We start from the raw sequence: 20,304 nt of genomic DNA, 5'->3' as shown, positions 1-20,304 counted from the left end.
GTTAAAGTTTCGATATTAGAATTTAAAATTGTACGTTATTGATGGAATAAATGAGCCAATAATTGATAAACGTACCGCTTCATTTTGAACAACACTTGTTGGCGACTGTGCCGCTTCGCCTGCAGTTTGTTCTTTAGGTCTTGTATAAATTGAAAATGGATTTCTACGATTGTACAAGTTATATACCGAGAAAACCCATTCAGATTCACCTTTCCCAAATAATGCTTTTTTATTCTTTTTGGTCGCCGAAATATCCAAACGATGGTAAGAAGGTACTCTTACATTTCCTCTAACACCATTATCAGTAATGCTATAAGTTAGGTCTTCATAAGTACCTTGCCCTTTTCCTAAAGAGTAAGGCACGCCAGAAATAAAGGCGAAATTTCCGCCAAAACTCCATTTCTTGTTAATTTCATATTGAGCAACTACGTTTAAAGTGTGCATACGGTCATAACGATTTGGATACCATTTACTGTTGTTCAATCCTTCCACTAAGCGTTCGGTACGGGCCAAAGTATAACTTACCCAACCTGTCAATTTGCCTTTATTTTTCTTCCCGTACAATTCTAAACCATAAGCACGACCTTTACCAAACATTAAATCTTTCTCAAATTCTGGATTTAAAAACAAATCGGCACGGTCAGAATAATCAATTTGGTTTTTCAAATCCTTGTAATATACTTCTACCGAAGTTTCGTATTCATTATCACCTAAATTTTTGAAATATCCCAAAGCAACTTGGTCGATTAACTGAGGTTTGATATTGTTCGTGCTAGAAGTCCAAACATCCAAAGGCGTTGATGCAGCAGTATTAGAAAGCAAGTGAATATACTGAGCCATGCGGTTATAGCTCGCTTTGATAGAACTCGTTTCGCTTGTTTCCAGCTTCATGCTAAATCTTGGCTCGAAGTTTTGATAACTTTGTAATACTTTATTCGGGTCGTTTGGTTTGGTGTTGAGGTCATAACCAGAAGGGAATTCATCTGAAATACCAACTTTTACTCTTTCATAATATACATCTTCTTTACTTGTATAATCATATCTTGAAAAGCGGATACCATATTGTAAAGACAATTTAGATGAAACCTTCATTTCATTTCCGACATAAGCAGAATACTCTACCGCATTTTTAGGAGCAGAGCCAAAAGTACGCTTATCTCCGTTTGAACTTGCCGTAGCCGAACCTGGCGTAAAATCATAATTCAATACTTGTCCACCAAAAGTCAGCGTATTTTCTGGATTGATATAATAAGTAAAATCAGGCTTGAAACTTAGATTTTCGATATTAGAAGTCCATCTGAAAGCATTATTTGGGCGTTTGTTAGCCAAGTCAGAATCTAACAAGTAATCGTAATTACTATAAAAAGCCGTAGAATTTAAGAATAATTTCGAGCTAAATACATGATTCCAACGAGCAGAAAGCGTACTGTTTCCCCAATTAAAGCCAAAGTCATTTCCAAAAACATCTCTACCAAAATAACCTGAAAGGAAAACAGTATTATTTTGGTTGATATTATAATTTACTTTGGCAGTTAAATCATAAAAACTAAATTTTGAATCGGCATTATCTCCCGTTAAAAATGGTTTTGCTAAAACATCAATGTAAGAACGACGAGCCGCCACAATAAATGAAGCTTTGTCTTTTACAATTGGTGCTTCAATGGAAAGACGGCTAAAGATTACGCCAATTCCACCATTTACTTCTAGTTTTTTAGCATTTCCTTCTTTCATTTTTACATCCAGAATTGACGCTCCACGTCCACCATATTGAGCAGGGATTCCACCTTTGATGAGCTTCACATCCTTCACAGCATCAGGGTTAAAAATAGAGAAAAAACCAAAAAGGTGAGATGAATTATACACTGGGGCATCATCCAAAAGAATCAAGTTTTGGTCAACTCCACCTCCACGAACGTTGAAACCACTTGCACCTTCACCAACAGTAGAAACACCCGGTAATAGCTGAATAGCACGTACCAAATCAACCTCGCCCAACAAAGCAGGGATTTTCTTGATAGTTTTCATGTCTATTTTATTGACAGACATTTCTATCGCTTGTACGTTGTCGTCTTCACGTTTAGCGTTCACAATTACTTCTGCTAATTCTTGTCCATCTTCTTGGACTTCTACATTCAAAGTAACATTTTGGTCGATTAATTTAATGTCTTTAATCGCTTTGCGATAGCCAACTGAGCTAATGATTAATGAATAATTGCCTTTAGGAAGTGTTAAAGAATAAAAACCGTAGGTATTTGTGGTAGTACCTGTCATTAATTCCTTCACAAAAATGGATGCACCAATCAAGCCTTCTCCATTTTTATTGTCTTTTATGTAGCCACTGACAGTTAATTTATCAGACTGGGCAAACATTTCAAACGGCAAAATTAATAGTATCAGTAAGGATTTTCGAATAAGGTTTATCATAGATTGAAATTGGAATTGTGAAATTTAAATTTGGAAATATGTTAGTACTTTAGAAACTCAAGAAATCGATTTTGGTTTTTAGTTTTTTTATAATTGAACGCATTTTAGTTTATTCATTTTTTAGATTATTATGAAATAACAAAAACACAATCATCTGATTTACTTCATTTTGCAAAATTAATATTCAATTTTCTTCAAAAATCATTCGCTTTTCATTAAAGAAAATCAGCAAAAAAACTTTTTAATTTTATCTTAAAAATGGGTATAAATTCATAAAAATATCGCTTTTCAAAAAAGATTTTATGAAAACATAACCAAGGCAATTCATTTGAATAATGCAAAACTACTTCTCTTTATGATGAAAGAAACAGAAGTATGTGATGAATGGCAATTTCTTTAATCTGACAGCCAAAAGTAATTCTACCCCTATACATAATGATAAATTAACAAAAGCAATTAATTAATTTAACATATCGGAAACATATTGCCGAATAATAATTTTAATTTCAAATAATAATTGTATATTTGCAAAAATATCAGTAAAATAATTCTGAAATATGAATCTCGAACAATTAGGCAGTGTTATCCGTGAAAGACGTAATACTCTTTCCCTTAGCCAAGAAAACCTCAGTGAAAAAAGTGATGTTGCTATCAAAACCATTCACTCTATCGAATTAGGTAAGGCTAACCCTTCAATAAAAACACTTAATAAAATCCTAGATAATCTAGGATTAGAGGTAATTGTAGTTAGCAAGAAGGAATAAGAATATCATTATTATTTGTGTTTTAAACACGAAACAAGCCATAAAATATCATACAATCTTTCTAATTTTCAAATTGATTTAACATGGAACAAGCCATTAGTTACGAACGTATTCCGACTATTATTTATGCTGATTCAGATGCTGCGTCTCGGGCAATTGCTCATGAAATCGCTGGCATTATTCGTCAAAAAAGTATTGAAGGTAAACCCGCAGTTTTAGGTTTAGCAACGGGTTCTTCTCCTAAAAAAGTATATGCGGAGCTTATCAGAATGCACCGTGAAGAAGGTTTAAGTTTCCAAAACGTAGTTACTTATAACCTTGACGAGTACTATCCGATGCAACCAGATTCTGTGCAGAGTTATGTACGTTTCATGCGTGAACAACTTTTTGACCATGTTGATATTCCTTCAGGTAACTGGCATTTACCAGACGGGACTTTGCCTCTTGAAAAATTAGGAGAATTTTGTAAAGATTACGAAGCACAAATTGAACGTTATGGCGGTTTAGACTTCCAATTATTGGGAATTGGTAGAAACGGTCACATCGGTTTTAACGAACCCGGTTCATTGATTAACTCAAGAACTCGTTTGATGACGCTTGATTTAACGACCCAAATTGATGCCGCTGGTGATTTTGGTGGTTTAGCCAAAGTATCAAAGAAAGCCATCACAATGGGCGTCCAAAAAATCATGGAAGCCAAACGTGTAGTTCTATTGGCTTGGGGTGAACACAAAGCTACCAACGTTGCCCGTGCTGTTGAAGGTTCTGTAAGCTCAGATGTTCCAGCTTCTTATTTACAATTACACGAAAACGCCTCTTTCGTTATTGATACTTCGGCAGCTTCGCAATTGACAAGAATGAGAACGCCTTGGATGGTGGATGCTGTGAATTGGGATAGACCAATGATCAAAAAAGCCGTTATACATTTAGCATTGACGGTGAACAAGCCTGTTTTAAAATTGACCAATTCAGATTATAACGAAAATGGTCTTTCTGATTTATTGGCTTTATACGGACAAGCTTACGATATTAATATTGAAGTTTTCAATTATTTACAACATAGTATTACTGGCTGGCCGGGTGGAAAACCAAATGCGGATGATTCTAACCGACCAGAACGTGCATATCCAGCTAGAAAGAAAGTAATTATTTTCAGTCCACATCCAGACGACGATATTATTTCAATGGGTGGTACTTTCCAACGTTTACACGACCAAGGTCATGATGTACACGTTGCCTACCAAACTTCTGGAAATATTGCCGTTGCCGATGATGAAGCCTTGCGTTTTGCAGAATTTGTAGTTGACTTCAATGAAAGATTTGAAGCAAATAATGCAAAAGCAAACCGTATTTATCGTGAAGCAGCTAAATTCTTAAAAGCAAAAAAAGATTCAGAAATTGATACGCCAGAAGTACGATATATTAAAGGCTTGATTCGTAGAGGTGAAGCCAAAAATACTTGTCGTTACGTAGGTATCAAAAAAGAAAACATTCACTTCTTGGATATGCCTTTTTATGAAACAGGTACTGTTCAGAAAAACCCAATTGGTGAAGCAGACGTAGAAATTGTGTTGAATTTAATCGAAGAAATTCAACCACATCAAATCTATGCCGCTGGCGATTTGGCAGACCCACACGGAACGCACAAAGTATGTTTGGACGCTATCATTCAAGCAGCACAAAAATTAAAACATCGTGAGTACATGAACAATTGTTGGATTTGGTTGTATAAAGGTGCTTGGCAAGAATGGGATATCGACCAAATCGAAATGGCTGTACCGATGTCGCCCGACCAAGTATTGAAGAAACGTTATGGTATTTTCAAACACCAATCACAAAAAGATGGCGTTCCTTTCCAAGGTTCTGACGACCGTGAGTTCTGGCAACGTGCTGAAGATAGAAACAGTAACACAGCCAAACTTTATAATAAACTTGGTTTAGCAGAATACGAAGCAATGGAAGCTTTCGTAAGATGGAAGATTTAATATTACAATTCATCAGTAAAAGGTTGGCAAATTCATTTTGTCAACCTTTTTATTTTTATATCGAAGCCTCAATAAATTTGATTAAATTGAAAATCTAAAAACTAAACCATGACAGAAACAAAGCCAATTTTCACGGTTGACCTTTTACCAAAACTTGATGAAAAGTTAATCGAAGTTCTCCAATCACTTTCTCCACAAGATTGGGAAAAGCAAAGTATCGCCCCGCTTTGGCGAGTAAAAGATATTGCAGTGCATTTATTAGATGGAAATATCAGGGCATTATCAATGCTGAGAGACCAATATTTTGGCGTAATTCCTGAAAGCATTAATTCATATCAAGATTTACTGGATTATCTCAATAAACTAAATCATGATTGGGTCGCTGCGATGAAAAGAGTAAGCCCAAAAATCATTATTGAATTACTTGCTTCAACTGGAAAAGAATATTGCGAATACCTAAAAACACTTGAACCTTTCGAAGCAGCAACATTTTCAGTTGCTTGGGCAGGCGAAGAACAATCGTCAAATTGGTTTCATATCGCAAGAGAATACACAGAAAAATGGCATCATCAACAACAAATTAGGTTTGCAGTTGGGCAAACGGCTGAGCTTTATAGCCAAGAATTTTACTTTCCATATTTAGAAACATCCATGCGAGCTTTACCTCATCATTATAGAAATGTAGAAGCATCCAAAGGAGAGGTAATAAAATTTAGTGTCAGCGGTGATGGCGGTGGAGACTGGTTTATTGAATTTGATGGTAAACAATGGCATTTAGTTCCAAACCCTTCTCAAAAACCTGTTACCGAAGTGACGATAGAAGGAGAAATTGCTTGGCGAATTTTTACAAAAGGAATCAATAAACAAAGAGCTACCAAACAGATAAGTATTAAAGGAAACCAATTATTTGGCGAAAAAATACTTGATATGCTAGCAGTAATGGCATAAAATGACACATTTTGACACGATAGATTACCTGAAAGATGGTAATGAGAAACAGCAAAAAGCATTTCAAATATTGAGTGATTATGCAATTTTTGAAACATTAGCAACATTCAATCCTATTTTAGTAGGAACAATTCCGATTGAAATAGATATTGAAACAAGCGATTTGGATATTATTTGCGAATGGTCAGAGAAACAACATTTCATAGATTTTTTGACAACACATTTCAGTCATTTCACAGATTTTAAGTGTTGGTCTCGTGAAATTCATGGTCAGGATTCAGTCATCGCAAATTTCAAGATTGAAGATTTTGAAATTGAGATTTTCGGGCAAAACCTACATCCAAAAGAGCAGTTCGCTTACAAACATTTAATCATTGAACATCAAATCTTAGAGCATTATGGTGAAAAGTCCAAAGAAAAAGTAATTGCTTTGAAAAAAGAAGGAATTAAAACCGAACCCGCTTTTGCTCAATTATTAGGGCTAAAAGGCGACCCCTACTTAGAATTGCTGAAAGTAAATTATAAAAAATAGTCTGATATATCTTCCGAAAAAGATAATCAGACTATGTAATATCTATCAAATTTTATGGATTTTGATAGACAGAAATACCACTGGCGGGTGGCGTTGCAGTTAAGGTGTTAGTGAAAGTTGTCTTATTAAAGCTAGCAGGTTTAGTTAAAAAATATTTTATTACTTCAGAAGTTACATAAGGCGCTGCAAAAGATGAACCACTTTGTGCCAAGCTGTTAGGAACATTATGTTTACAATTTTCATCAGCTTTTACAGTAAAATTGATGTTCTTTCCTGATTTCGATTGATTCTGACAAATTGTACCACTTTTACTGGTTACAGAAATTACATTGGTTCCTAAAGTATCATTACTTGCATAACAAGCTGGCCAGTATTTCTCATCATCAATATCCAGATTATCATTTCCTGCTGAACAAATTAAAACCATACCAGCATTTTGTAAATCTTTCAATACAGCTGAAAAAACAGCATCTGATTGTTTCAAATAAGTACCCCAGCTCGCATTGACGATATTGATGTTATTTTTATGTGCATAAATCAACGCACAAACATTGTGATATAAATCTCCTGCATAATTTTCATCAAAAGTCTTTAAGCCAACTAATTGAATTTGATCATTTTTAGGAGCATTTTGAATGATGATTCTTGATACCTTAGTACCATGAATTTCTGAGTTATTATCTTGAATTTGATTGGTATTGTTCAAGAAATTATAATCCAAACCTGTTGTGAAATAACCGTTATTAAAACCCTCTGCATTAAAACCAGTATCAATAATTCCCACTAAAATCTTTCCATTCGCACTATTTGGTACGGTCGTTTGATTTGCTCCTTTAGCATTCACTAAAAACGATACAGAATCAAGCGGAACACTTCCAGTACTTGGAATTGGCACAATATCATGTGGTGGTGGTCCGCTTCCAATTCCTCCTCCATCTGGATTAGGAATCGTATTAATCAAGTGTAAATCTTTTCCAGTAAGTAGAATAAAGTTTTTATCACATTTACAATTATTAACAGTATCGATTTCAACTTTAATTAAATCAGTAACATCGAAAAGTTGCCCAACTCTATCTGTAATCCCAGGCGTTTCTTCTGACGAAGCAACAGCACTTGAATCAGCTACAAGACTTTTATTACCGAATAGAATTTCCCATTTCCAGTAAGCCTCTAATTCTTTTTGGAACTCAGCAATTACTTCTTGTCGTCTAGCTTCGGTAGTGTCCGATTTACCAAAATACACTACTTGCTTATCCTTCAAAACATAACCAGTACCTTCTACATAAGAGTAGGGAAACACATCTGGCTTCGCTTGAATCAGGGAATCAATTTTAGTTTTAATTGGTGCAACGATTTCTTTCCTAGCACTACTAGGTTTAAAACCCATAAAGTAAAAAAAAAGGCCAACCAATAGAAAAATGGAGAGTAGAAGTAATAATAGAGATCTTCTCATAGTGATTGAATGTTAAGTTAAAATTGAGGCATTTATAATTGTTTAAGCATTTCAATAGCAGTCGATTTTCCTTCTAAATCATTATTAATCACTTCATTGAGTAATTTCTCTACAGCTTTTTTATTCAAAGGTTTTATTTTCATTAATGCTAAAGCTTCATAGAATTTCCCCGGATTGGCAAACAAATTTTCTTGTTTTCCTAATTCATGAAAACGAATTACAGCTTTTGGATAATCTCCTAATTTGAACGCCGTAATTCCCGATACTTTTAAAACTTCTGCACCATCTGGTTTTCTTTCTAACATTTTATCAAAAATAGATTGAGCATCCTTGTATGATTTTTGATTGAAAAATCTCAAACCCATTTGTAAACTATCTGTGCTGCCATCCATTTTTACAGGCAAATTCTCAAAATGCTCTTGGATATATACATCGGCGATTTCATCAGCATTTACGCCATTCTTTTGAACAAAAATCCAAGTAACAAAAGCAATAAGTACAGACGCAGCAATACCAGTAATCCATCCGTTCAAACGAATTTTATTGTTTTTTACTAGCTTTTTTCTCAATTCTTCAAATTCCTGCTTTCTCTTTTCTTTAGCATTTTCACGAGCAGCAATTTTAGTGTTCAAGTAAAATGCTACTTCGTTTGCCAAAGTTTCGTCAGTTGCCAATTGTGTTTCAAACAATTGACGTTCCTCATTGCTTAAAGTATGATTAAAATATGATTCAATTCTTTCTAACATTTTCTTAATTTTTTAATTGATTAATAGAAACAGAACGTATTCTTTCGATTTGGAGACAAGTATCAAAAATTTACATTTTTTAAAATTGTTTGTACAATGCTTTTAATTTTTCTAAACATCTCAAACGGCTCGTTTTCACGACACCAGCAGACTGATAACCCATTTCAAAGGCTATTTTTTCATCTGCTAAACCTTCACTCCAAGCCATCATCATTTGTTGACACTTCTCTCCTATTTGTTTAATCTTGGTTCTTAGAATATTTACTTCGTTTTCAGACACCAATTTTTGTAAAATACTCTTGGTTTCATCTGGCACAGCGACTAATAAATCATCAATTGATTCTGTTTTATAGACGCTCATCTTGTTAGTCGAAGCTTTTCGTAAGAAGTCAACACATTTATTAGAAAAAATTTGAAAAAGATATGTTTTTAAGGAAGATTTACCTTCAAAGCGTTTATTTAAGATATTTTCGATAACAACAAGAATGGTATCAGAGTATAAACTAGCTGCATCATCCTCAGAAAGTTGATGTTTAAACGTAGCATCTTTAATCAAATAAGCGAATTGTTCGTACAGCTTATTTTCAGTCGCTCTTTTCAGCACTGAATCTCCTAAAATTCCTGACAAAATCTCATCATCCGATACTATTCCACGAGTAAAAAAAATCATTTCGATAAATGTTATTTAAGCAATTTTAAGTAGTTTTTGTTTGGAGGAGGTGTTAAGAAGTATTATCAATAAACTAATATTTTTATACTTCTTTTCTGAAGATGTATTTTCATACAAAAGGGCAAAAACCAATATTTGAATCTGTCTTTCCACAAAAATAGAAAAAGTTTTCAATTGGCTAAATAAAAACATTTAATAGCCAATTGAAAACCAAGAATTTAAAAATAGTATTTTATCTAAAAAACTTTCCTGTAGTTGTCGTTAAAAAATCATTAAAGTCAATATCTTCTTGTTTGATAAATCCTTTTTGCGGTAGTTTTTTGTCTGCTACCATTTCAATAACACTCACAATTGAAGCCGCCGTTGTCCATGAAATTGCTCGCCAATGTTTTCCATCAATCAAAATTGGTGAGTAAGCTTTGTAAAATTCTTCTCTTTCAATAACGCCATTTTTCCAACCTTCCACTACAGCATATACGTAAACAACGTCTTCTTGCACTGGCGGTTTCGCTTCTGTAAGAATTTCTTCTAGTAATTCTCTGCGATTTTTCAAGATTAATTCATAGAGTAAAAACTTCATTAATTTTCCATGGCCAGGATAGCGAATTGTTTTATAATTCAATGTATCTACTTTCCCTTCGAAGGTTTCGCACATTGTTCCTAAGCCTCCAGAAGTACTAAAAGCTTCGAATTCATTTCCTTCAATATTGATGGTTTCTAAACCATCCAAAGCCGATACTAATTTCAATCTTCCATTATGAATTACTTCACAATCGTTGATATACTCATTAATCACACCCGCTGGCGACCACGTAAAAGAGTATCCCAGAAGCCCATTGGGGTATTTTGGCAGTGCGCCTACTCTTAATTCAATATCTCGAAGCTTGGTAAAACGTTTCGCTAAATCTGCTCCAACAATTCCTATCAAACCGGGAGCCAAGCCACATTGTGGAGCTAAAACTGCTGAACTTTCTTCTTCTGCCATTTTTCGGATAGCACTTGTCGTTGGTACATCTTCGGTTAAATCGAAATAATGTTTCCCATTTTTATGAGCCGTTTGAGCAATCTTTAAATTCAAATTATAGGGCATACAAGAAACGATAGCATCAAATGTTGGAATCAAATTTTCCAGAAAAGTTAAGTCTGTAACATCACCTTTGATTACTTCAAAAGGTACTTCTGATGAAGGAAAATTCTTATCTAAACCCTTTACTTCAAAACGTTTGGACAATAGAATTCCAACCAATGAGCCGACTTTGCCCATCCCAATTACTAATATATTTTTCATGATTTTATTCGATTAGCTATCAGCTTTTAGGCAAGGCTAAAAGCTGATAGTTTTTGAGAAATGAAATTTACTTGTTGTGAAGTGTCGAGTTTTGATTGCATAACAAGCTTACTAAACTCGTTCGAAAATGCTGAAATCCGATTACTGAAATCCGAAATCCAAAACACAAACTCCTAATTTCTTTTAGTCATTTCAAAAAGATTTGTTGCTTGTTCGCCTAAAAAACCATCAAACCAAACTTTTTTTCCATCCGTTTCAAGGTATCCTCTTTCTGCTAATTCATAATAAGCATAAGACCAATTAAGTGTTCCCAAGCTTCCGTCAGCTTCAATCACTGGGCAATCTTCATCAATCGCTTGCGTTGAACTTTGGCGGAGTTTACTTCCTTTCTCACCTTCAATCGCAGGTTTTATTGGTACACCAATACTTTCCAAAGCAGCCATTGTGCCTTCAATTCCATCCCATTCTGGTACATTTTGATAATTAATATAAGCCGTAAAATGGTTAACAGAATTACCATGCAAGAGCGTCCAAGCAGCAAATTGAGATTCTTGATTGACCACCAAAATCGTTTCCTTTTTAACAGGCGACCAAGGACGAGCAAAGTATTTCACTAATGCTTCCACCAAACGATCGGCTTCTGCCGTAATCAATTCTTTATTATGTTTTAGAGAAGCTAATAATTGACGGGCTTCGCCAGCTAACAAATCTGGAGCATCTTTCACAGCTTCATTAATCAAAACTTGTGTTGCTTCTGAAAGTTCAGTTACTTCTAATTGTGTTACAAAAAATTTCGGAAAATTAATATTGGTAGGATGTTGATAATGAAATGAATTTAAGTGTTTTGAAGGAAAAGAGTATGGTGATATTTTTTCATAACCCAAGGCTTCAAGTATTTCTGAAATAGCTGGAATACCCGCTGGCTGCTTACCCGTTAATGTGTTGAAAGTACGGAAAGCACAATGGTCATTCACCACATTTCCACCTTTTGATAACACCAAATCTGCATATTGTTGCGCATATTTTACTCTTTGGCAATAGCCCTCCCAGAGCTTTTCCATGAGAGATTTAGTGATTGTTTCTTGCGTTTTCATAATTATAAATGTTTTTTAGTTGTGATTAAGTGAGTTGTGAATGAGTGATTGAGTGATTGAGTGATTTTTTGTAACTCTATTATTTAATTTATCATTGAACTCACAATTCTCAATTCACTAACTCACAACTCACTCAATAATCTATTCTATAAATTAAATTTTATTCCTTGTGCCAAAGGCAATTCTTTTCCGTAATTGATGGTATTTGTTTGTCTTCTCATGTAAGCTTTCCAAGCATCAGAGCCAGATTCTCTTCCGCCACCTGTTTCTTTTTCTCCACCAAAAGCTCCGCCGATTTCTGCACCAGAAGTACCAATATTTACACTAGCAATGCCACAATCTGAGCCATTGACTGATAAAAACATTTCTGCTTCTCGCATATTCAAAGTAAAGATTGAAGACGACAAGCCTTGTGGTACATCATTCTGAATATCAATTGCTTCTTCAATGGTTGAATAAGACATAAGGTACAAAATTGGAGCGAAAGTTTCATGCTTTACAATCCTGAAATCGGGCTTTACTTCAGCAATACATGGCTTTACATAACAACCAGATTCATACCCTTCTCCAGAAAGTACTTCTGCATCAACTAACATTTTTCCACCTTCTTGATATACCGCCTCAACAGCTTTAGTATATGCTTCAACGGCTTTCGTATCAATTAATGGGCCGACATGATTATTTTCATCTAAAGGATTACCAATGCGTAATTGTTGATATGCTTTTATTAAACGTTCTTTTACTGATTCGTAAATCGACTCATGAATTATTAATCTTCTGGTAGAAGTACAACGCTGACCAGCAGTGCCAACTGCACCAAAAACAACAGCAGGAATAGCAATATTTAAATCTGCATTTTCTGTGATGATAATGGCATTATTTCCGCCTAATTCTAATAAGCTTTTCCCCATTCTAGCAGCGACGGTCGCTCCAACAATTTTTCCCATTCGGGTTGAACCTGTGGCTGAAATCAAAGGTACTCTGGTATCTGAAGTAAGCCACTCTCCTACTTGATAATCGCCAGTAATAATATTTGATACCCCTTCAGGAATATCATTTTCCTTTAGTACCGAAGTAATAATATGCTGACAAGCGATAGCAGTCAATGGTGTTTTTTCTGAAGGTTTCCAGATACAAACATCGCCACAAACCCAAGCGAGCATAGCATTCCAAGACCAAACGGCTACAGGAAAATTAAAAGCTGAAATAATCCCAACGATTCCTAAAGGATGATATTGTTCATACATTCTGTGCGCTGGACGTTCGGAGTGCATCGTTAATCCATACAATTGGCGAGATAAACCTACGGCAAAATCACAGATGTCAATTATTTCTTGTACTTCTCCTAAACCTTCTTGTAAACTTTTTCCCATTTCATAAGAAACTAATTTACCAAGTTCAGACTTATACTCCCGAAAAGCCATACCCATTTGTCTAACAATTTCTCCACGCCTTGGTGCAGGAATGTTTCTCCAAGTTTTAAAAGCATCATTTGCCTTTTCAACAACTTGTTGGTAATCTTGAAAAGTAGTTTTTGTCACCTCTGCAATCAATTGATTATCTACAGGCGAAAACGAAGCGAGTAATTCTTCTCCAGATGACCAAGCATTTAAGCCTGTACTCGTTCCGAAATTGACAGATTTAATGTTTAATTTTTCTAAAATAGTTTGCATGACGAAAAAGCTCAACTTTTTGTGTTGATTTATTTAATTTTTCTAAGAATGGGCTTCTTAGCACAGAATATTAACAAATATTGATTTTTCCGAAATCTATGCTCAATTATTCTAATTTGCAAGCATTTAAACTCTTAACAATATACGTAAACAAGCAACAGAAATATTACTATTTTAAGGCTAAAAAATTTTAGGCTATGCTAAAATTAGGGATTGTAGTATTTTTATGAGAAATAAAATACTGAAATTTTTTCAAAAAAAATATTTCGCTTGCAACGTTTTATACTTTTCTGACATCTTATAGACAAACCTAAATCCATTCATCCTTTTTCTTAACCACTTGTACAGATTTTAACAAAATTTATGGTATTGTGTATTGCATAGTACCTAACAAAACACTTAACTTTGTATTGTAATAAAAGAACCACTCCTACGACATATACATAGAACATTTAAAACGAATCATAAAGATGAAATCTTTTACAATTGCTCTTACATTATTTACGGGTATCACTTTGTCTAATAACGCATTAGCCATTGGATTTCCACATAATTTGTTGTCGGGAAAGAAGGTTGAAAGAAAAGAAATGAAATCAAAAAATATTGTTCCTGATATTCAGAAAAAAACAATATTGAATAAGGAAAGTCGTTTATTAAGTATCGGAAGCAGAATTTTACTTCAAGCTTTTAAGCGTGAAGAATAACAATAATCTTACTCGACCTTTGGTCGAATTTGCCTTGATTGGCATTTTTAGAACACATTATCTATTTAGTTTTGGTTTAAGGATGATTTGTAGCGAAGCCTTTTAGGTTTCGCTACATTTGTTTTAACTCGTTTGTAATAAAATCTGTGATTTCTGTTACATTTTTGGCATCAAACCAATGAAATTCATCTTGATTTTTAAACCAAGTCATTTGGCGTTTGGCATATCTTCTTGAATTTCTTTTCAATAATCTCACCATTTCTTCACGATCATAATTTCCATCAAGATGCTCGTAAATTTCTCGATAACCAACAGTTTTCAAAGCATAATGTTCACGGTACTCCATTACTGCTTTTGCTTCGGCTTCCAAACCTCCTTCCAACATCAAATCCATACGAGTATCAATTCTTGCATAAAGTTCTTCTCGTGGGCGTTCCAAAGCAATTTTTAGCATTTTAAAAGGTCGTTCGACCTTCTGATTTTTTCTGAAACTTGAAAAAGGTTTACCAGTTGATATACAAACTTCCAAAGCACGCAATACTCTTTGTGTATTTTGGTCATCTACTTGTTCAAAGTAAACAGGGTCTAGTACTCTTAATTCCTCTTTTAATTGGCTCAAACCTTCTTTTTCAAAGCGTTCAGCCAATTGTTGACGCAAAACTAAATCGGCTTCTGGCATTTCGTCGATGCCATCAGTTATCATTTTGATAAACATTCCCGAACCACCTGTTAGAATTGCAGTATCTTTTCTAGTAAAAATTTCTTCTAAAACCTTTAAGCAATCACGCTCAAAATCACCAACCGAATAATAATCATGAATAGAATGTGAATTGACAAAATGATGCGGTACTCCATCCATTTCCTCCTCAGTAGGCTTGGCTGTTCCGATGGCAAGTTCACGATAAAATTGGCGAGAATCTGCTGAAACAACTTCTGTATCAAGCAATTTGGCAAGTTTTACACACAAATCTGTTTTCCCAACAGCCGTTGGACCGACGATGATGATGAGAGTTTTACTTGAATTTCGGATTTCGGATTTCGGGTTTCGGATTTCGGACATAATATTTTTATTTAGCTACGAGCCGTGAGCTTTCAGTCTTGAGTTTTAAAGTATGGTTTATAAATGAAGAATGAATTTATATTTTAAGGTTGAAAAATATTTTGTTTTGCTGATTGCCGAAATCTGACATCCGAAATCCAAAATCTCATCGCTGAAAGCTGTCAAACTCTTCCGTAGTATTAACATTCTTCAACATTTTAGCATCTGGAATTTGAAGTAATTCTATGTCTAAACTTTGTAAAAGTCGCATTGTGGATTTTTTTTCTTGCTGAATAAATACTTGTAAAGGCTCGTAAAATCTAGCTTCAAAAATTGTAAGTAAAGGTTCAGGAAATTGTTCTTCTGGATTTTCAAAAGCAGTGGCGTACTTTTCTGGATTTCTATTTTTAAGCAAAAACTCAATCGTTTCTTGACTCACCAAAGGCATATCGCAAGCAATTATCAGCCAAGCAGAATCAGGAAATTGTTGAAAAGCGGAAAAGATTCCCACAATCGGACTTTTCACTGCAAGCTCAACATCTTGAATATAAGGTAATTTCGTTTGCTGATTGGCATTGATTGATACAAATACTTCATCACAAAAAGGTTTCATTAGCTCATAAAGATACTGTTCCTGACTCTTCCCATGATAATTCAATAAACGCTTCTCCGTTCCCATCCGAGTACTCATTCCTCCAGAAAGAATTAATCCTTTGGGTTTTGGGATGTCGGATGTCGGATGTCGGTCGTCAGATTTCGGGTATGAGCTTTTAGCTAACAGATAATCATTATGGCTTAAATTTTTATTCATTTCTAATTCTACTTAAATACTTCATTACTAAAAAACTGAAAATCCGATGACCGAAAGCTGAAAGCTCACAGCTTATAATCACTTTTCCCTCCAGTTTTTGAAATCAGTTTTGTTTCTTTAATGATGATGTCATGCGAAAAAGCTTTACACATATCATAAATCGTCAAAGCAGCAATACTTGCACCAGTCAAAGCCTCCATTTCTACGCCAGTTTTTGCCGTAAGCGAGCAAGTACAAGTAATAATCACTTCATTTCCAGAAATTTCAGTTGAAAACTTACAAGAATCCAAACCCAATGGATGGCAAAGAGGAATCAAATCAGAAGTCTTTTTTGCACCCATCGTTCCGGCAATAATTGCCGTTTGAATCACAGAACCTTTCTTGGTTTTAAGGTCACCATCCTGAAAATTCGCCATGATTTCGTCCGTCAATACCACAATACTTTGGGCAATGGCAGTACGTTTGGTAATCGCTTTTTCAGAAACATCCACCATCGAAGGCTGATTATCGGAATCTAAATGTGTAAAGGTTTTCATATCACTATCGTCAAAATCCGTTTTAACAAAATCTAAAGAATCAACGATTCCCAAAGGAATCCTGTTTATTTTTGCACAAAGGTAAATATCTAATCTTGATTCCCTACGTTTAGCCGAAATTGAGTTTTGGCTAACAATCCAACTATTCTTATGATTTCAGTAGAAGAAGCTCTAAAAATTGTATTAGCCAACCAACATGAAACAACAGTTTCGGAAGTTCCACTATTGTCGTCTGTCGGTAGAATTTTAGCAGAAAACATTTATGCCGACCGAGATTTTCCTCCTTTCAACAGAGTAGCGATGGACGGCCTAGCTTTTTGTTTTGATGAAGTAGACTTACAAAAAATTGCTATTGAAAATATTCAGTTTGCTGGCGAAGCTCAAAAGACTTTGCAAGATATCAGCAAAGGCATAGAAGTAATGACAGGAGCAATTTTACCTTTGGGTTGTGATACCGTACTCCGTTATGAAGATTTCAACATTCAGCAAGATGGTAAAGTAAAATTTGCTTGCATTAGCATTCCAAACGAAGAAATTAAAAAAGGGCAAAATGTACATCTACAAGGCTCAGACCGAAAAGCTGAAGAAGTTTTATTGCAAAAAGGCATCAAAATTAGTCCTGCTGAAATTGCCGTAATGGCAACGGTCGGCAAAAGTATTGTTAAGGTACAAAATACGCCCAAAATAGCACTTATTTCTACGGGTGATGAATTGGTTGATATTGAAGAAACACCATTAGCGTATCAGATTCGTACTTCAAACGCTTATATGTTGGCGGCAGCTTTACAGCAAATTGGTGTTGCAGCTACTACTTTTCATTTGATTGATGAAGAAAAAGTACTCTACCAAAAGCTCAAAGAAATCATTGAATCATACGATATTTTACTATTGAGCGGTGGAGTTTCAGCAGGGAAAAAAGATTTTGTACCTGCTATTTTAACAGATTTAGGATTAGAAAAACTCTTTCATAAAGTAGCCCAAAAACCAGGAAAACCGATGTGGTTTGGCAAAACAAAAGCAGGAAAAATCATCTTTGCTTTACCCGGAAATCCTGTTTCTACTTTTTTATGTTTCTGCAAATATGTTTTACCTACGTTAAATTCAGAGATTAAACATGAAGAAGTAATTTTAGACAAGGAAATTATTTTCAAGCCTGATTTAACCTACTTCGTACCCGTAAAAACCTATTTTGAAGCTGGAAAAATGATGGCTAAACCTTTCTTAGGAAGTGGCTCAGCAGATTTTGCCAATCTGACAGATTGTGATGGTTTTGTAGAATTACCTGCTGAAAAACAAGTTTTTAAAGCAGGTGAAATATTTGGATTTGTAAGGTTTAGATAGCGATTAGCTTTGAGCCTTGAGCTATGAGTTTTTCTAATATTAAAAGCTCATGGCTCAGAGCTAAAAAGCTAAACAGTAATTTTATCCTGCACAAACTCCAACATTCTTTTATCTCCGTAATATAAACCTTCGGGATTTGAAGCATAAAAACCACAATGTCCACCATAATTTGGATATTCCGAAAAAATATAATCTGAGTTTTTAGCGACATCTAACATCGCACAGCTTTCAGATAAAACAGGATCATTTTTGGCATTTAAAATAAAAGCTGGAATCCTGATTTTAGGAACATAAGGCGCTGCGGCACATTGTTCATAATACTCTTCAGCATCTTTCATTCCATGTAATGGAGCGATATAATTGTTCGTAAAATCGTCTAAGTACTTATATTTATCAAATTCTCTAAAAATTTGGTTATCAATCAATTCCCAACGATTTTTCAAAAATTTCAACAATTTACTTTTAAATCTTTCAGCATAAAAGCCAGTTTTTCCCATTGCATTTACACTTCCTTGTAAATCTGTTGGACAAGAAATTGCTATTACTTTTTTTACTTTATCGGGAATCTCCTCTCCTTTTTCACCTGCATATTTCAAGGAAATATTTGCGCCTTTACTGTAACCCACCAACACAATTTCTTCGTAATTATCTTTCGTTAAAGCATGATTTACGACGGCTTCTAATTCATCGCTTCCACCATGAATTGTCATTCGCTCTAAGCGGTTTTTTTCTCCACTCAACCCTCTATGATTCCATGCCAGAACGTCCCAGCCAATTGAATTAAAAGCTTTTGCTCCTCCTAATAAGTATGGTCTTGTAGTGTTTCCTAAAAATCCATGTGAAAGTATCGCTAAAGACTTGCTAGGCTGAACCACTTCATCAACTTTTGTTTCCTCTTTCTTTTTTGATTTTGCTTTCTTATTAATAGCACCTGCCTTCGACCAATCTAAATCTAAAAAGTCTCCATCCCACAGTTCTAATCGTTCACGTTCGTATTGAATTCCAGTTACTTTTCTAAGCGTACTTGGATATATTGTTGAAAAATGTGCATCTTTCCAGATATGTGAAGTTCTGTAAGACGTTTGAATAATGGGCATATTTCTAATATTTATACAACAATATGCCCACAAAATTGGGCTGTATTGTCGATGATTTTTCCACCTTTTCTAAAACCTAGACCACATGCTTCGCCAGCAAAAAAAACACCTGCTTGATAAAAATTGCCCGCACGGTCGCTCAAAAATTCGGTATATTCTTGATAAACGGCTTCTTGTTCAAAATATTCTCCTTCTTTTGCATCAATTGTAGCACCATCTTTCGAAAGTATTTTCACGTTAGCTCCTTCTCTTCCAAAAAGTACTTTTTGTACACAAGTTTTATTCGCCAAAGGTTTTCTAGCTGTTTCTAACAACAAAGGATGATTCGGAAATAATTTCCATAAAATACTCAAAAGCCCTTTCGACTGAAACAATAACGTATAGGCGGGATTTAATACAATTACTTTATTATCGTAAACCAGTTTGGTAAGAATATCAGCCAATTCAGGTTCATCCCAACCAATGTATTCCCAAGGCACTAGCTTAAACCAAAAATCGAAACGAGTAAATCTCCCGTCGCTTTCATTTTGCTTGAAAATTCCTTCCACTGGTGAAAACTCTACATTTTCAATATTTTCATAAGCTACTTCAAAACCTGCTTCCAAAGCCGCTTCTCCCAATACTTTCATATTGGTATCATCTTCTGGAAAACCTTCCATCGTTGAAATCAATAAAGTAGGTGAAAGCACTGGGTTTTGACGTTTTACCTCTTTCAATTGTTCAACTAAAGCTTCATACAAAGTATTAAATTGTGAACTTTCATCTAAACCATTTGCTTTTAAAGAAGCCCATTGAACAACAGCCGTTTCTGGAATACAAGTAGCCGTATCGGCATTGAATTCTATCAATTTTATTGGTTTTCCATCTAAACCTCCACTCAAATCAAAGCGTCCGTACAAATGCCAATGATTATCATTTTCCCAAGAATACTTTACTAATTTGATTAGATTTGCAGGAATACCTAATTCAGCAAAAAGCTCATTTTCAACAACATATTGCGCTGCTTCAATGTACATTTCGTATAATTGATTTACGGCTTCATAGTATTGTTCGGCTTCTTTTTCAGAAACTATAATCATCTCGTCGGTAACGTACGGCAAAGTATTTTCGCCAAGCATCCAATCCCAACCAACATTTTGTAGCGTTTGTGTAGGTGATATATTTAATTTTTTGAGATTCATTGTAAATAGCTATGAGCT

18 protein-coding genes are annotated in these 20,304 nt (G+C 34.8%); 6 read left to right on the top strand and 12 right to left on the bottom strand.

The annotated features are described in order from the left end of the window. Positions 1 to 15 precede the first annotated feature (15 nt). Positions 16 to 2,424 carry a TonB-dependent receptor gene (locus tag VB798_RS23405; protein ID WP_323689665.1) on the bottom strand — a complete coding sequence of 803 codons (2,409 nt, stop codon included), beginning with the start codon at positions 2,422 to 2,424 and terminating at the stop codon, positions 16 to 18. Between the two features lie 557 nt (positions 2,425 to 2,981). On the opposite strand from VB798_RS23405, the gene VB798_RS23400 reads away from it, so the two are divergent. The 4 genes from VB798_RS23400 to VB798_RS23385 all read left to right on the top strand — a co-directional run bounded on the left by VB798_RS23400 (position 2,982) and on the right by VB798_RS23385 (position 6,653). After that, positions 2,982 to 3,188, top strand: a complete 207-nt coding sequence (locus tag VB798_RS23400; RefSeq protein WP_323296909.1) for a helix-turn-helix transcriptional regulator — start codon at positions 2,982 to 2,984, stop codon at positions 3,186 to 3,188. An 83-nt stretch (positions 3,189 to 3,271) separates the two neighbouring features. Further along, positions 3,272 to 5,173: a glucosamine-6-phosphate deaminase gene (gene nagB / locus VB798_RS23395; RefSeq protein WP_323689664.1), complete on the top strand. Its 1,902-nt coding sequence runs from the start codon at positions 3,272 to 3,274 to the stop codon at positions 5,171 to 5,173. A gap of 108 nt (positions 5,174 to 5,281) precedes the next feature. Next, positions 5,282 to 6,121, top strand: coding sequence for a maleylpyruvate isomerase N-terminal domain-containing protein (locus tag VB798_RS23390; protein ID WP_323689663.1), 840 nt, complete (start codon positions 5,282 to 5,284; stop codon positions 6,119 to 6,121). Between the two features lies 1 nt (position 6,122). Next, positions 6,123 to 6,653 carry a DUF4269 domain-containing protein gene (locus tag VB798_RS23385; RefSeq protein ID WP_323689662.1) on the top strand — a complete coding sequence of 177 codons (531 nt, stop codon included), beginning with the start codon at positions 6,123 to 6,125 and terminating at the stop codon, positions 6,651 to 6,653. 52 nt (positions 6,654 to 6,705) lie between these two features. On the opposite strand, the gene VB798_RS23380 is transcribed toward VB798_RS23385, so the two are convergent. The 6 genes from VB798_RS23380 to amaB all read right to left on the bottom strand — a co-directional run bounded on the left by VB798_RS23380 (position 6,706) and on the right by amaB (position 13,577). Further along, positions 6,706 to 8,040 (bottom strand): S8 family peptidase, encoded by a 1,335-nt coding sequence (locus VB798_RS23380; protein ID WP_323689661.1) that lies wholly within the window; start codon positions 8,038 to 8,040, stop codon positions 6,706 to 6,708. A gap of 98 nt (positions 8,041 to 8,138) precedes the next feature. After that, positions 8,139 to 8,852 (bottom strand): hypothetical protein, encoded by a 714-nt coding sequence (locus tag VB798_RS23375; protein ID WP_323689660.1) that lies wholly within the window; start codon positions 8,850 to 8,852, stop codon positions 8,139 to 8,141. Positions 8,853 to 8,931: 79 nt separating this feature from the next. Beyond that, on the bottom strand, positions 8,932 to 9,522 hold the full coding sequence (locus VB798_RS23370; RefSeq protein WP_323689659.1) for an RNA polymerase sigma factor: 591 nt from the start codon (positions 9,520 to 9,522) through the stop codon (positions 8,932 to 8,934). A 232-nt stretch (positions 9,523 to 9,754) separates the two neighbouring features. Continuing rightward, positions 9,755 to 10,810, bottom strand: coding sequence for a saccharopine dehydrogenase family protein (locus tag VB798_RS23365; protein ID WP_323689658.1), 1,056 nt, complete (start codon positions 10,808 to 10,810; stop codon positions 9,755 to 9,757). Positions 10,811 to 10,983: 173 nt separating this feature from the next. Next, positions 10,984 to 11,904 carry a DUF1338 domain-containing protein gene (locus VB798_RS23360; RefSeq protein ID WP_323689657.1) on the bottom strand — a complete coding sequence of 307 codons (921 nt, stop codon included), beginning with the start codon at positions 11,902 to 11,904 and terminating at the stop codon, positions 10,984 to 10,986. 146 nt (positions 11,905 to 12,050) lie between these two features. Next, positions 12,051 to 13,577 (bottom strand): L-piperidine-6-carboxylate dehydrogenase, encoded by a 1,527-nt coding sequence (gene amaB, locus VB798_RS23355; RefSeq protein WP_323689656.1) that lies wholly within the window; start codon positions 13,575 to 13,577, stop codon positions 12,051 to 12,053. A gap of 470 nt (positions 13,578 to 14,047) precedes the next feature. On the opposite strand from amaB, the gene VB798_RS23350 reads away from it, so the two are divergent. Then, positions 14,048 to 14,281 carry a hypothetical protein gene (locus tag VB798_RS23350; protein ID WP_323689655.1) on the top strand — a complete coding sequence of 78 codons (234 nt, stop codon included), beginning with the start codon at positions 14,048 to 14,050 and terminating at the stop codon, positions 14,279 to 14,281. 112 nt (positions 14,282 to 14,393) lie between these two features. Here the strand turns inward: VB798_RS23350 and miaA are convergent, their stop codons facing one another. From miaA to moaC, 3 genes are all read right to left on the bottom strand, one after another. Then, on the bottom strand, positions 14,394 to 15,341 hold the full coding sequence (miaA, locus tag VB798_RS23345; protein ID WP_323689654.1) for a tRNA (adenosine(37)-N6)-dimethylallyltransferase MiaA: 948 nt from the start codon (positions 15,339 to 15,341) through the stop codon (positions 14,394 to 14,396). A gap of 145 nt (positions 15,342 to 15,486) precedes the next feature. Continuing rightward, positions 15,487 to 16,131 (bottom strand): NTP transferase domain-containing protein, encoded by a 645-nt coding sequence (locus tag VB798_RS23340; RefSeq protein WP_323689653.1) that lies wholly within the window; start codon positions 16,129 to 16,131, stop codon positions 15,487 to 15,489. Between the two features lie 65 nt (positions 16,132 to 16,196). Further along, positions 16,197 to 16,667, bottom strand: coding sequence for a cyclic pyranopterin monophosphate synthase MoaC (moaC, locus tag VB798_RS23335; RefSeq protein WP_323689652.1), 471 nt, complete (start codon positions 16,665 to 16,667; stop codon positions 16,197 to 16,199). A 150-nt stretch (positions 16,668 to 16,817) separates the two neighbouring features. Here moaC and VB798_RS23330 point away from each other — a divergent pair, with 150 nt between their 5' ends. Next, entirely contained in the window at positions 16,818 to 18,008 is a 1,191-nt protein-coding gene (locus VB798_RS23330; RefSeq protein WP_323689651.1) for a molybdopterin molybdotransferase MoeA, read from the top strand. A 68-nt stretch (positions 18,009 to 18,076) separates the two neighbouring features. On the opposite strand, the gene VB798_RS23325 is transcribed toward VB798_RS23330, so the two are convergent. Together VB798_RS23325 and VB798_RS23320 are read right to left on the bottom strand one after the other, a co-directional pair. After that, positions 18,077 to 19,105 carry a YheT family hydrolase gene (locus tag VB798_RS23325; RefSeq protein ID WP_323689650.1) on the bottom strand — a complete coding sequence of 343 codons (1,029 nt, stop codon included), beginning with the start codon at positions 19,103 to 19,105 and terminating at the stop codon, positions 18,077 to 18,079. Between the two features lie 11 nt (positions 19,106 to 19,116). Next, positions 19,117 to 20,286, bottom strand: a complete 1,170-nt coding sequence (locus VB798_RS23320; RefSeq protein ID WP_323689649.1) for a glutathionylspermidine synthase family protein — start codon at positions 20,284 to 20,286, stop codon at positions 19,117 to 19,119. Between the last annotated feature and the right edge of the window lie 18 nt (positions 20,287 to 20,304).

It is taken from the genome of Arcicella lustrica, from assembly GCF_034930985.1.
Classification (GTDB): domain Bacteria; phylum Bacteroidota; class Bacteroidia; order Cytophagales; family Spirosomataceae; genus Arcicella; species Arcicella lustrica.
The sequence above is the reverse complement of the archived record's forward strand: the minus strand, read 5'-3'. Positions and strand labels throughout refer to the sequence as shown.

Bases quoted from the DNA above. Each gene is read 5' to 3' on its own strand.
- VB798_RS23405 (WP_323689665.1), bottom strand. From the start codon at position 2,424: ATGATAAACCTTATTCGAAAATCCTTACTGATACTATTAATTTTGCCG.
- VB798_RS23400 (WP_323296909.1), top strand. From the start codon at position 2,982: ATGAATCTCGAACAATTAGGCAGTGTTATCCGTGAAAGACGTAATACT.
- nagB (WP_323689664.1), top strand. From the start codon at position 3,272: ATGGAACAAGCCATTAGTTACGAACGTATTCCGACTATTATTTATGCT.
- VB798_RS23390 (WP_323689663.1), top strand. From the start codon at position 5,282: ATGACAGAAACAAAGCCAATTTTCACGGTTGACCTTTTACCAAAACTT.
- VB798_RS23385 (WP_323689662.1), top strand. From the start codon at position 6,123: ATGACACATTTTGACACGATAGATTACCTGAAAGATGGTAATGAGAAA.
- VB798_RS23380 (WP_323689661.1), bottom strand. From the start codon at position 8,040: ATGGGTTTTAAACCTAGTAGTGCTAGGAAAGAAATCGTTGCACCAATT.
- VB798_RS23375 (WP_323689660.1), bottom strand. From the start codon at position 8,852: ATGTTAGAAAGAATTGAATCATATTTTAATCATACTTTAAGCAATGAG.
- VB798_RS23370 (WP_323689659.1), bottom strand. From the start codon at position 9,522: ATGATTTTTTTTACTCGTGGAATAGTATCGGATGATGAGATTTTGTCA.
- VB798_RS23365 (WP_323689658.1), bottom strand. From the start codon at position 10,810: ATGAAAAATATATTAGTAATTGGGATGGGCAAAGTCGGCTCATTGGTT.
- VB798_RS23360 (WP_323689657.1), bottom strand. From the start codon at position 11,904: ATGAAAACGCAAGAAACAATCACTAAATCTCTCATGGAAAAGCTCTGG.
- amaB (WP_323689656.1), bottom strand. From the start codon at position 13,577: ATGCAAACTATTTTAGAAAAATTAAACATTAAATCTGTCAATTTCGGA.
- VB798_RS23350 (WP_323689655.1), top strand. From the start codon at position 14,048: ATGAAATCTTTTACAATTGCTCTTACATTATTTACGGGTATCACTTTG.
- miaA (WP_323689654.1), bottom strand. From the start codon at position 15,341: ATGTCCGAAATCCGAAACCCGAAATCCGAAATCCGAAATTCAAGTAAA.
- VB798_RS23340 (WP_323689653.1), bottom strand. From the start codon at position 16,131: ATGAATAAAAATTTAAGCCATAATGATTATCTGTTAGCTAAAAGCTCA.
- moaC (WP_323689652.1), bottom strand. From the start codon at position 16,667: ATGAAAACCTTTACACATTTAGATTCCGATAATCAGCCTTCGATGGTG.
- VB798_RS23330 (WP_323689651.1), top strand. From the start codon at position 16,818: ATGATTTCAGTAGAAGAAGCTCTAAAAATTGTATTAGCCAACCAACAT.
- VB798_RS23325 (WP_323689650.1), bottom strand. From the start codon at position 19,105: ATGCCCATTATTCAAACGTCTTACAGAACTTCACATATCTGGAAAGAT.
- VB798_RS23320 (WP_323689649.1), bottom strand. From the start codon at position 20,286: ATGAATCTCAAAAAATTAAATATATCACCTACACAAACGCTACAAAAT.